Below are 11,398 nucleotides of genomic sequence, written 5' to 3' on the forward strand. Positions count from 1 at the left end.
GGCTAATACGGGCTGATACTCCGGGAGGAGAAAGCAGCAGGTCAGAGGGCTTGCGGCAAGGTTCCCGCAGGTGGATCAACGGCGGTCAGCGCACGCGGCCTGCGTTCGCCACGCGGGTGCGGCGCACCAGAAGCGCACCGAGAAGTACGCCGAGAAGTACAGGGCCAAGAGCCTGAAGCGACTGCCCGCCGTGATCCCCCACGGCGGGCAGTACGCGTTCACGCACGCGGTGCGCGGCGAGCGGTGGGCGTACTCAGCCCAGCGGGATCTCCAGGTCGATGCCGGCTTCCTCCAGGGCGAACTTGAAGCCGTGGGGGTCCTTGACGCGGAACAGCCGGATCCGGTCGGGTTCCACCGAGTCCCTCACCTCCTCGGCACCGGCGGGACTCGCGAAGTTGTTCCGCCCCAGGAAGCACCGCAGCCTCCAGGTGGCGCCCGCCGGAATCGTCCTGCCCTTCTCGTCCACGCCGCCCAGTTCCCCGTCCTCGCCGGGCGGCGCGTCCGTCCGCAGGCACGAGATCCCGTCGGCGCAGTACTCGGATCCGTCATCGCACAGCTCCAGGCCGCCCTTCTCCGGCACCGCGCTCCTGGGCACGTCGATGTACCAGTTCGTCAGGAGGTCGCCCAGCGGAGCGCTCCGGTCCTCCTGGAGGTTCCTCACCGCCACGTCCGCGTGGACGAAGACGTGCCCCGGAGGCGCCGACACCTCCTCCCCCTCGATCTGCGGAACCGTCCCCGCGCCCATCCCGACGACCTCGAAGCGGTACCCCTCGTCGTCGGTGACCGTCACCGCGGGCCCGGAGGGCTCCTCCTCGCCGGGCTCCTGTCCGGGGGGATCCTCAATCGAGGTGGTGCTCCGGGACGGGGGGTCCGCCGGCGGCCGGGCACCGTCGTCCCGGTCCTCCGAACCGCAGCCGGCCGATAAGCACATCGCCACCAGCACCACGCACGCCGCCCACCGTCTGGCTCTCATTCGTCCCACCCGTTCCATGTCCGGACCCGATCGGCCGACCACGAGAATTCCGGCGGCGTCCGCCGCGGTCAAGCCGCCGTGGTGGGGGCGGGCCCGACTCAGCGGGAGCGGGCCGCGCGGGCGATGGCCATGACGGCCTTCTCCAGGGCGTACTCCGGGTCGTCGCCCCCGCCCTTGACCGCCGCGTCGGCATCGGCCACCGCGCGCAGCGCCGCCGACACCCCCTCCGCCGACCAGCCGCGCATCTGCTGGCGGACCCGGTCGATCTTCCACGGCGGCATGCCCAGTTCACGGGCCAGGTCACCGGGACGCATCCCGCGCGGGGCCGACATCAGCTTGCCGATGCCCCGCACTCCCTGGGCCAGGGCGCTGGTGACCAGCACCGGGGCCACGCCCGTGGACAGCGACCAGCGCAGCGCCTCCAGCGCCTCGGGCAGCCTGCCCTCCACGGCGCGGTCGGCAATGGTGAAGCTGGATGCCTCGGCTCGTCCGCTGTAGTAGCGGGCGACGACGGCCTCGTCGATGGTGCCCTCGACGTCGGCGGTGAGCTGGGAGCAGGCGCTGGCCAGTTCGCGCAGATCGCTGCCGAGGATCTCGACCAGGGCCTGGCACGCCTCCGGCGTCGCCGAGCGCCCGACGGCGCGGAACTCGCCCCGTACGAACGCCTGCCGGTCGGCGGGCTTGGTCATCTTCGGGCAGGCGACCTCGCGCGCGCCCGCCTTGCGGGCCGCGTCCAGCAGCCCCTTGCCCTTGGCGCCGCCCGCGTGCACCAGCACCAGGGTGATCTCCTCGGCCGGGGACGCCAGATACGCCTTGACGTCCTTGACCGTGTCCGCCGCGAGCTCCTGCGCGTCCCGTACGACCACGACCTTGCGCTCGGCGAACAGGGACGGGCTGGTCAGTTCCGCGAGCGTGCCGGGCCGCAGGTCGGCGGGGGCGAGTTCGCGCACGTCGGTGTCGGCGTCGGCGGCCCTGGCCGCGTCGATCACCTGGCGCACCGCGCGGTCGAGCAGCAGATCCTCCTGGCCCACCGCGAGCGTGACGGGGGCGAGGGGGTCGTCGGTCGAGGACTTCCTGGTTTTACCGGCCATCGCGCACCAGCATCCCACGAGCCGCCGACACCCCGCCGACGCCCGCTCCTCCCCCGCGCACCTCCCCGGGAAGCCACCCGGAAATCCGCCCGGGGCCGCTCGGGGCCCGCCCGGGGGGCGTCTCCTCCCCTGTCGCACAATGGCGCGGTGAACGACGTACGACACATCCTGGTGCTCCCCGACCGCGACGCCGCGGAGGAGGTGGCCGAGGAGGTAGCCGAACGCCTCGGCCTGGCGGAGGAACCGCGGCCGGTCCGCGAGGCGCTGGCGGGCGAGGACGACGCGGAGGACGCCCAGTGGCTGGTCGTGGTCGACGGCCCGGAGGGCGCGTACGACACGGCCGTGCTGGAGAAGATCGCCGCGGAGCACGACGGCTGGCTGGAACGGGAGTAGGGGCCCGGCCGGCGTTCCCGGTCCGGCTCCTCCCTCCGCCCCCGGCCCGCCCGGTCCCGGGCCGCGGCCTCCCCGGCCCGGCCTCCGCCTTCCGTCGCGTCCGGGCGCACGGCACGGCACGGCAGCGGAACGCGGGCATCCCCGCAAGTCCTCGGCTTCCGGCCGTTCCGGATGGTGCCCGGACAGCGCCCGGGTCGGTCTTCACCGGCTCCTTCGGCGGCCCGGCCCCCGGCGGCTCGGCGGCCCCACGGCGCGGGCTCGGGATCCGCGCCGATGACCGGGAGGATCCGGGAGCCCGGCGGGAGGGCGGACCGGGGGCGCGGGCGGCACCGCTCAGGAATCCGAGCCGGTGACCGCACCGTCGGAGGTGACGGCCAGAGAGCCGTGCACATCGGTGCGCAGGACCGTGGCGCCGGCCGCGCGCAGGACGTCGACGGTGCGGGGTGAGGGGTGGCCGTAGGGGTTGCCCTCCCCGGAGGAGACGAGGGCGACGCGGGGGCGCAGGCGCTCCAGCAGGGCCTGGTCCTGGTAGGCGGAACCGTGGTGGGCGACCTTCAGGACGTCGACGGGCGGCAGATCGGGACAGGCCGCCAGCAGCCTCCGCTGGGCCGGGGGTTCGAGGTCGCCGGGGAGGAAGACCGTCAGGCCGGAGGTGCGGACGAGCAGGGTGACGCTGGCGTCGTTGGCCTCCTCGCCCGACGGTGACGGCGGCCCGGGCGGGGGCGGCTCCCGGGGCCACAGCACCTCCCAGGACAGCGTCCCGATGCGGCGGCGCTCCCCCGGGCCCGCTCCGATCACCGGTACGCCCGCACGGGCGGCCTCGTGCCGCACGGCCGCCGCCTGTCCGGCCGGCTCGCCCAGGGCGGTGGTCTGGATCGCCCCGACCGCCCGGCCCCGCAGCACCCCGGGCAGTCCGGCGACATGGTCGGCGTGGAAGTGGGTGAGCACCAGCAGGGGGACGGCGGTGACGCCGAGGGCGCGCAGGCAGCGGTCCACCGCTCCGGGCTCGGGACCGGTGTCGATGACGACGGCCGCGCCCCGCCCGGCCGCCAGTGCCAGTGCGTCGCCCTGGCCGACGTCGCAGACCGCCAGCCGCCAGTCCGGCGGCGGCCACCCGGTGAGCGGGCGGATCAGCGGGACGGGCCGCAGGACCGCCAGGACCAGCAGTACGGCGCACGCGGCGCAGAGCCACCGGTGCCGTACCAGCCGGCCGGCGGCCAGGATCACCGTCGCGGTGAGCGCGGCCAGCAGCAGGGCGCCGGTCCAGCTGCCGGGCCAGTCGACCTCGGCGCCGGGCAGGGCCGCACCCGCCCGGGCGATGGCGGCGATGGCCCCGGTGGGCCAGCCCGCCAGCCAGGCCAGCGCCTCGGCCAGGGGCGGCGCGAGGGGCGCCGCGGCCAGGGCGGCGAAGCCGAGCATGGTGGCGGGCGCGACCAGGAACTCGGCCAGCAGGTTGCACGGGATCGCCACCAGGCTGACGTGGGCCGCGAGGACCGCGACCACGGGCGCGCACACCGCCTGGGCCGCGGCGGCCGCCGCCAGCGCCTCGGCGAGCCGTCCGGGCACCCCCCGGCGGCGCAGGGCCCCGCTCCACCGGGGAGCGAGGGTGAGCAGCGAACCGGTGGCCAGGACCGAGAGCAGGAAGCCGAAGTCGCGGGCGAGCCACGGGTCGTACAGGACGAGCAGCGATACGGCCGCGGCCAGGGCCGGCAGCAGGGACCGCCGCCGCCCGGTGCCGATCGCCGCGATGGTGATCAGCCCGCAGGCCGCCGCCCGCAGCACGCTGGGCTCGGGGCGGCAGACCACCACGAAGGCGAGGGTGAGCAACGCTCCGGTGACCGCCGTGGTGCGCAGCGACATCCCCAACCGGGGCGCGGCGCCCCGGCGTTCGGCGCGTGTGGCCGTGCCCGGCGGTCCGATGAGCAGCACCAGCAGGATCGCGAGGTTCGCCCCGCTCACCGCCAGCAGGTGGAGCATGTCGGCGGCCCGGAAGGCCGCGTCGAGGTCGGCCGGGATGCGCGAGGTGTCGCCGACCACCAGTCCGGGCAGCAGCGCCCGCGCGTCGGACGGCAGCCCGTCACTGGCCTCCCGCAGCCCGGAGCGCAGCCCTCCGGCGATGCGCTGGGCCGCGGTCGGCCCGGCGGTCACCGTGGGCGGTCCGTCGGTGCTCACCCGCAGGACGGCGGCGATGTCCCGGCCGCCGGCGCCGTCGTCCCTCGGCGGCAGGAGCCCGGCCCGGACCCGCAGCCGGGTGGTGGGCAGCAGGTCGAGCCATCCCGGGGGCGTCCGGGCCGCCGAGTCCGTCCGCCGCACCAGGACGAGCACCGGCGCCCGGGTGGCGGTCACCGTGCCGTCGGCGGCGGTGACGCGTACGGCCTCGGCCCGCAGCATCACCGCGCCCGCCAGCTGGTCCGAGCCCCGGACCCGGGGCCGGACGACGCGCGGGTCGCCGGTGACGGCCACCTCGGCGGTGATCCGCGCGTACTGCCGGGCCGCCTCCGGCAGAGGGCCGCGGTGCAGGTCGGCGGCGTGCGCCGCGGCCACCCCGCCGCCCGCGGCGGCGCACAACAGCGTCATGGCGACGGCCGTGCGTCCGCCGCCCCGCCCCCGGGCGAGGACCAGGAGCACCACCGCGGCGAGGCCGCAGACGGCCGCCCCGGCGACGGCCGCGCCGCCCAGGGCGCCCAGGGCCAGGGCCGCCGCGCCCCAGACGGCCAGCGCGGGCGGGACCAGCCGCAGGTCCGCCGGGCCCTCCTGGCGCGGATCCGCCGCTCCCAGCCGGTGTCCGGCGGCGGCGTGCACCGCCGCCCGGACGGCGGCCCGGGTCGCCGTCCGGGTGCTCACGGCCCGACCAGGGGCTTCAGGTCGGCGAAGCGGCGCTCGCCGATGCCGCTGACCTCGCGGAGCTCGTCGACGGAGGAGAAGCCCCCGTGCCGGGTGCGGTAGTCGATGATGCGCTGGGCCATGACCGGGCCGATGCCGGGGAGGGAGTCGAGCTGGTCGACCGTGGCGGAGTTGAGGCTGACCGGCCCGCCCGCCGCAGGCCCGCCCCCGGCGGGAGCGGCGGGCGGGCCGGGGACGGCCGCCGCGGCGGGAGGCTCCCCGACGACGATCTGCTCGCCGTCGGCCACCGGCCGGGCGCGGTTGAGGCCGTGGAGGTCCGTGCCCGGCCGCACGCCGCCCGCGGCGCGCAGCGCGTCGGCGACGCGGGCCCCGGCGGGCAGCCGGTGGACCCCCGGTCTGCGGACCTCGCCCGCCACGTCCACCAGCAGCGGCTTCCCGCCGGAAGCCGCCGTGGAGGCCGGGACGGGGTCCGATGCCGGGTCCGATGCCGGGAACGGCGCCGGGAACGACGGCGCGTGCGGAGCGGTACGCGGCCGGGACGCCGACTCCACCGGCGGCGCCTGCACGGTCTGCGGGCGCCCGCTCCAGAAGTGGTGCACGGCGAAGCCGAGCGCCACGGCCAGCGCCAGGGCGAGCGCGGCCAGCGTGCGCGGCTCCACCCCGCACCGCGTCCGCACCCACGGCGGCAGCCGGTCCCGTACGGCCGCCGCCAGCCGGGCGCGCCGCGTCATGTCCGCCGCGCCCGGCTCGGGTCCGGGTACCCGGCCGGTGACGGGGGCGGGGGCGGGGACGGGGACGGGGGTGGTGCCAGTACCGGTGCCGGGGGCGGGATTCGGGCCGGGGCCGGCCGACGGCGGCGCCGGTTCGCGTACCGGCGCCCGCCCGTGGGGGCGTTCCGTCGCCAGACGGTGGGCCCGCGCCCGGCGGACCGCGTCGCGCGCGGCGGCGATGGCGTCCGACCGCGACAGCGGAGCGGAGTCGGGAGCGGGGACGGAATCGGCAGCGGGAGCAGCGGGAGCAGCGGGAGCGGTGGAGGCAGCGGGAGCGGCGGGGACGGGAGCGTCCGGGCCGCGCGGCTCCGGCCCGGACGCGGATGGCGCGTCCGCGAGCAGCGCGCTCGCACGTGCGCGCAGCGACGCCGCCGCCGCGGCCCGCCGCAGCTCCCGTCGGCGCGTGCGCCGTCCCGTACGCGAACCGGGACCTCCGGGCCCTCGGTGGCGGCCGGGACCGGCCGCCACCGGGCGGACGGGAGGACGGGCGGGAAGGGAGCGGGACCGGAGACGCGACGGGGTGCTCATGCCGGTCGACGGTAGGCCGGAAGGGCCGGCCCGTCCGGTCACGGCTTCTTTCTGTGGATCACCCGCCGGTTGTGGACAACTCCGTCACCTGTCGGAGTGACACCACGACGCCCAGCAGCCCCGGTCCCGTGTGCGCGCCGATGACCGCGCCGACCTCGCTGACGTGCAGCTCCCCGAGTCCCGGCAGCCGGGCGCGCAGCCGTTCCGCGAGCTGGTCGGCCCGGTCGGCCGCCGACAGATGGTGGACGGCGATGTCCACGTCGGCGCCGCCCGCCCGCTCCACCACGATCTCCTCCAGGCGGGCGATGGCCCGGGAGGCGGTGCGGACCTTCTCCAGCATCCCGATGCGGCCGTCCTCCAGCTCCAGCAGCGGCTTGACCGCCAGCGCCGAGCCCAGCAGGGCCTGGGCCGCGCCGATGCGGCCGCCGCGCCGCAGGTAGTCCAGGGTGTCCACGTAGAAGAACGCGGAGGTCCCCTCGGCGCGCTTCCGGGCCGCCGCGACCGTCTCGTCCAGCGTGCCGCCCGCCTCCGCGGTCCCGGCGGCGGCCAGGGCGCAGAAGCCCAGCGCCATCGCCACCATGCCGGTGTCCACCACCCGCACCGGCACGGGCGCCTCCCGCGCGGCGGTGACGGCCGCGTCGTAGGTGCCGGAGAACTCGGCCGACAGGTGGAGGGAGACGATGCCCTCCACGCCCGGCTCCCGCGCGACGGCGCGGTACGCGTCGGCGAACACCCGCGGGCCGGGGCGGGAGGTGGTCACGGACCGCCGCTTCCTGAGGGCCTCGGCTAGCGAGCGGGCGGAGATCTCGGTGCCCTCCTCCAGCGCCTGCTCGCCCAGCACCACGGTCAGCGGCACCGAGGTGATGCGGTGGTGTTCCAGTGCCGCCTGCGGCAGGTAGGCCGTGGAATCAGTGACGATCGCGACATGGCGGGACATGGGGCGGAGATTACCGGGCCCTTCCCCGCGGCGGCGACGCGAACCGCGCGCCACGGCACGCGGTACGGCCGCCCGCCGCCCGGTGGTTCACCGAACGCCCTTCCGCGGCGGGGCGGTCCGGGCGGCCGGGACGGCCCGCGCGGCGGCTCACGACGCGCTCTGCGGTCGGCCCCTGCCGAAGTCCGGACCGAAGTCCGAGCCGAAGTCCCTGGTGAAGTCGGCGCCGAAGTCCGCCGACCGCCCCTGCGGAGCGTCCTTCCGGCCCTCGATGCCGGGGGTTTCGGGAGTCGCGGGGGCCTCGGGGGTCGCGGGAGTCCCGGGCACCGTCCCGGCACCCGGAGTCCGCGCACCGGGGGCGCCGGCGGCCCCGGGGGCGGAGTCCGTCCAGTGCCGCAGCGCGCCCGCCTCGATCTCGATCTGCTCGCTCAGCGCGGCCAGCCCGTCCTCGTCGTGCCGCCGGGCCCGGTCCTGCGCGGCGAAGCGCAGCGAATCGGCGGAGGCGCGGATGCGGCCGGCGCGCTCGCGCGCGTCCGGCAGCCGGGCGGCGATCCGGCCGCGGTCCGGCTCGCGTTCCATCAGCAGCCGCAGCTCGCCGTCCAGTTGGCGGGCGTGCTCGTCGAGCCGGTCGAGCAGGCCGACGGCCTCGCTCAGCGAGGGGTCGTACCGGATCCCGGACTCCAGGGCACGGCGCGTGCTGTCGAGCGAGCCGCGCAGTTCCAGCCGTACGCGGGCCAGTTCGCCCACGGGGCCCGGCTGGGCGCTGCGGGCCTTCAGCGTGGTCTCCTCGACGGTGCGGCGCACCTGCTGCCCCGTGCGCTCCACGCCCCGCTTGACCGCCCGCACGGTCCTCACCGTGGCGATCACGCCGAGGGCCACGAAGAGCACGAAGAGCAGGGCCATCAGGCCGATGACGAACTCCACAGCTCCGCTCCCTCGTCCGCCGTCGCGTCGCCGCCCTCCGGAACCCGGAAGGAGCGGCCGTCCTCCCAGGGTAAACGCGCGGGGGCGATCCGGGGTTCCGGCGGGCCCGGACCGTCCCCGTACGCACCCCCGGGGGCCCGGATCGGCGGGCCGGAGCGGCGGGCCGGAGCGACGGGCCGGAGCGACGGGCCGGAGCGACGGGCCGGGGCGACGGGCCGGATCGGCGGGTCGGAGCGGCGGGCCGGGGCGACGGGCGGTGGCGAGGCCTCCTCGCCACCGCCCGCCCGCTGGTCTACCGTCGGTCCACGCCCGTACTGGAGTGGATGGTGGTGCGCCGATGACCGCGAACACGGACCTGACCGAGCGCCGGGCGGGGGAACTGGCCGACGACCTGGCCGGCATCGTCGGGCGCGGCCACGTACGGGTCGACGACGGGGCGCTGGCCGCCTACGCCCGCGACGCCACCCCCCTCTTCCACGCCCGGCCCCAGGCCGTGGTGCTGCCCGGCAGCACCGAGGAGGTCGCCGCGGTCCTGCGGTACGCCACCGAGCGGGGCGTGCCCGTCGTACCGCGCGGCGCGGGCTCCAATCTGTGCGCCGCCACCGTGCCCCTGAGCGGCGGCATCGTCCTGGTGCTCACCCGGCTCGACCGGATCCTGGAGGTCAGCCCCACCGAGCTGCTGGCCCGCGTCCAGCCGGGGGTGACCACCGCCGCCCTCGCGGACGCGGCGGCGCGCGAGGGGCTGCTGTACGCCCCCGACCCCGGCAGCCGCACCGTCTCCACCGTCGGCGGCAACGTGGCGACCTGCGCCGGCGGCCTGCGCGGCCTGAAATACGGCGTCACCCGCAACTACGTGCTCGGCCTGGAGGCCGTCCTGCCCACCGGGGAGGTCATCCGCACCGGCGGCAGGCTGTGGAAGGACGTGGCCGGCTACGACCTCACCCGGCTGCTGACCGGCTCCGAGGGCACCCTCGCGGTGATCACCGAGGCCACCGTGGCCCTGCTGCCCGCACCCGAGGAGACCGGCACCGGAGTCGCCTACTTCGACTCCCTCGCCGACGCCTCCCGGGCCGTGGCCGCCGTCATCGCGGGCGGGATCGTCCCGGCCACCCTGGAGTTCCTCGACCGCAAGTGCGTCGCGGCGGTCGAGGAGTTCGCCGGGCTCGGCCTGCGGCGGGACGCGGGGGCACTGCTGCTCTTCGGTGACGACGGACCGGCGCGCGCGGTGGCGGACACGCTCGCCCGCATCGGGGAGGTGTGCGGGGGAGCCGGTGCGCTGGAGGTCACCCTCGCCGAGGACGTCGCCCGCGCCGAAGCCCTGCTGGCCGCCCGCCGCTGCTCGCTCCCGGCGCTCTCCCGCCTGGGTTCGCTGACGATCCTGGAGGACGCCACCGTGCCCCGCCACCGGCTCGCCGAGATGGTGGACCGCATCGACGCGATCGCCGACCGCCACGACCTGCGGATCGCCACCTTCGGACACGCCGGGGACGGCAACCTCCATCCCACCTGCGTACTCGACCCCGACGACACCGAGGGGGCCGACCGCACGCACCGGGCGTTCGCCGAGATCTTCGCCGCCGCCATCGCCCTGGACGGCACCATCACCGGCGAGCACGGCGTGGGCGCGGCCAAGCTGCCGTACCTCGCCGACCGGATCGGGGACGACCAGGTCGCCCTGCTGCGCCGGATCAAGAAGGCCTTCGATCCGGCGGGCATCCTCAACCCCGGAAAGCTGGGATCGTGACCGACTCCGCACCCCGCCCCGGCCCCGCCCCCTCCCCCGGACGGAAGGAGGGCCTCGGCGTCTTCGACCGGGAGCTGCTCGACCGCTGCATCTCCTGCGGCTTCTGCCTGCCCGCCTGCCCCACCTACACCCTCACCGGCCAGGAGCCGTCCTCCCCGCGCGGCCGCATCACCCTGATGCGGGCGCTGGAGTCCGGCGACCTCGCCCCGGACGATCCCACCCTGGCCGAGGAGTCGTCGTTCTGCCTGGGCTGCCGGGCCTGCGAGACGGTCTGCCCGGCGGGCGTGGAGTACGGGCAGCTGCTGGAGCAGTGGCGCGACCACCAGTGGCGGGGCCGCGACCGGCCCTGGATCGCCCGCCTGCTGATGGCGCTGGTCTCCCGGCCGTGGCTGCTGCGGCTCCAGGGGCTCGTACGGCGCCACGCCCGCGGCCGGAAGGGGGCCGACCGCGGGCGGGGAGGGGACCGGCCGGTGTCGCTGATGCTGGGCTGCGTCGAGCGCGGGCTGTACCCGTCCGTCTCGCGCGCCGTCCGGAAGCTGCGGCCGGAGGTCACCGTTCCCGCGGGGCAGGGCTGCTGCGGCGCGCTGCACGCCCACAACGGCGACTCCGCCACCGGCGCCGAGATGGCCCGGGCGCTCGGCGAGGAGCTGCCCGGCACCATCGTGACCACCGCCGGCGGCTGCGCCGCCCACCTCGCCCACCACCTGGGCCGCGACCGCGTCAGGGAGCTGAGCGACCACCTGCACCGGACCGGGCACCGGCCGGCGGGCCGGGTCACGGTCGACGGCCGCCGGGCGCGGGTCGCCCTCCAGGACTCCTGCCACCTGCGCAACGGCCTGGGCGTGACCCGCCCTCCCCGCGAGCTCGTCGCCGCCGTCGCCGACTACGTCGAACTCCCGGGCGCGGGCGACTGCTGCGGCGCCGCCGGCACGTACGCGATGCTGCGGCCGGACGACAGCCGGGCCGTGCTGGACCCGAAGCTGGAGGCGCTGCGGGAGCTGGACGTGGACTACGTCGTGGCGGTCAACCCGGGCTGTCTGCGCCAGCTGCGGCAGGGACTGCGCCGTACGCGCTCCCGGACGAAGGCGCTCCACCTCGCCGAACTGCTCGCCATGGCGGCGGAGTCGGCGGCGGCGTCGGAGTCGGCGGCGGAACCGGGGTCCGGGGCCGCGGAGGGATGAGCGCGCACGGCGGCGG

General features: G+C 77.0%; 9 protein-coding genes. 3 read left to right on the forward strand and 6 right to left on the reverse strand.

Features of this window, described 5'->3' with window-relative positions:
• Positions 1-253: 253 nt before the first annotated feature.
• Both QC029_RS29505 and holA read right to left on the reverse strand, forming a co-directional pair.
• The gene (locus QC029_RS29505) at positions 254-973 is read right to left on the reverse strand and encodes a hypothetical protein (protein WP_279558908.1); all 720 of its coding nucleotides are present in this window, start codon (positions 971-973) and stop codon (positions 254-256) included.
• A gap of 98 nt (positions 974-1,071) precedes the next feature.
• The gene (holA, locus tag QC029_RS29510) at positions 1,072-2,064 is read right to left on the reverse strand and encodes a DNA polymerase III subunit delta (protein ID WP_279558909.1); all 993 of its coding nucleotides are present in this window, start codon (positions 2,062-2,064) and stop codon (positions 1,072-1,074) included.
• A gap of 147 nt (positions 2,065-2,211) precedes the next feature.
• Between holA and QC029_RS29515 the strand changes: the two genes are divergently transcribed.
• Positions 2,212-2,457 (forward strand): hypothetical protein, encoded by a 246-nt coding sequence (locus tag QC029_RS29515; RefSeq protein ID WP_279558910.1) that lies wholly within the window; start codon positions 2,212-2,214, stop codon positions 2,455-2,457.
• Between the two features lie 333 nt (positions 2,458-2,790).
• Here QC029_RS29515 and QC029_RS29520 read toward each other — a convergent pair whose 3' ends face one another.
• From QC029_RS29520 to QC029_RS29535, 4 genes are all read right to left on the reverse strand, one after another.
• Positions 2,791-5,301 carry a ComEC/Rec2 family competence protein gene (locus QC029_RS29520; protein WP_279558911.1) on the reverse strand — a complete coding sequence of 837 codons (2,511 nt, stop codon included), beginning with the start codon at positions 5,299-5,301 and terminating at the stop codon, positions 2,791-2,793.
• On the reverse strand, positions 5,298-6,032 hold the full coding sequence (locus QC029_RS29525) for a helix-hairpin-helix domain-containing protein (protein ID WP_336621621.1): 735 nt from the start codon (positions 6,030-6,032) through the stop codon (positions 5,298-5,300). Before QC029_RS29525 ends, QC029_RS29520 begins: the two co-directional genes overlap by 4 nt.
• 625 nt (positions 6,033-6,657) lie before the next feature.
• Positions 6,658-7,536 carry a DegV family protein gene (locus QC029_RS29530; RefSeq protein WP_279558912.1) on the reverse strand — a complete coding sequence of 293 codons (879 nt, stop codon included), beginning with the start codon at positions 7,534-7,536 and terminating at the stop codon, positions 6,658-6,660.
• Positions 7,537-7,683: 147 nt separating this feature from the next.
• Positions 7,684-8,457, reverse strand: coding sequence for a hypothetical protein (locus QC029_RS29535; RefSeq protein WP_279558913.1), 774 nt, complete (start codon positions 8,455-8,457; stop codon positions 7,684-7,686).
• 337 nt (positions 8,458-8,794) lie between these two features.
• Between QC029_RS29535 and QC029_RS29540 the strand changes: the two genes are divergently transcribed.
• The gene (locus tag QC029_RS29540; protein ID WP_279558914.1) at positions 8,795-10,201 is read left to right on the forward strand and encodes an FAD-linked oxidase C-terminal domain-containing protein; all 1,407 of its coding nucleotides are present in this window, start codon (positions 8,795-8,797) and stop codon (positions 10,199-10,201) included.
• Complete coding sequence (locus QC029_RS29545) at positions 10,198-11,382, forward strand: (Fe-S)-binding protein (RefSeq protein WP_279558915.1); 1,185 nt, start codon at positions 10,198-10,200, stop codon at positions 11,380-11,382. Before QC029_RS29540 ends, QC029_RS29545 begins: the two co-directional genes overlap by 4 nt.
• Positions 11,383-11,398 lie beyond the last annotated feature (16 nt).

This window comes from Streptomyces sp. DH37 (assembly GCF_029813835.1).
Taxonomy (GTDB): Bacteria; Actinomycetota; Actinomycetes; order Streptomycetales; family Streptomycetaceae; genus Streptomyces.

Coding starts and splice junctions, on each gene's coding strand:
- QC029_RS29505 (WP_279558908.1), bottom strand. CDS start 973: ATGAGAGCCAGACGGTGGGCGGCGTGCGTGGTGCTGGTGGCGATGTGC.
- QC029_RS29540 (WP_279558914.1), top strand. CDS start 8,795: ATGACCGCGAACACGGACCTGACCGAGCGCCGGGCGGGGGAACTGGCC.
- QC029_RS29530 (WP_279558912.1), bottom strand. CDS start 7,536: ATGTCCCGCCATGTCGCGATCGTCACTGATTCCACGGCCTACCTGCCG.
- holA (WP_279558909.1), bottom strand. CDS start 2,064: ATGGCCGGTAAAACCAGGAAGTCCTCGACCGACGACCCCCTCGCCCCC.
- QC029_RS29525 (WP_336621621.1), bottom strand. CDS start 6,032: ATGACGCGGCGCGCCCGGCTGGCGGCGGCCGTACGGGACCGGCTGCCG.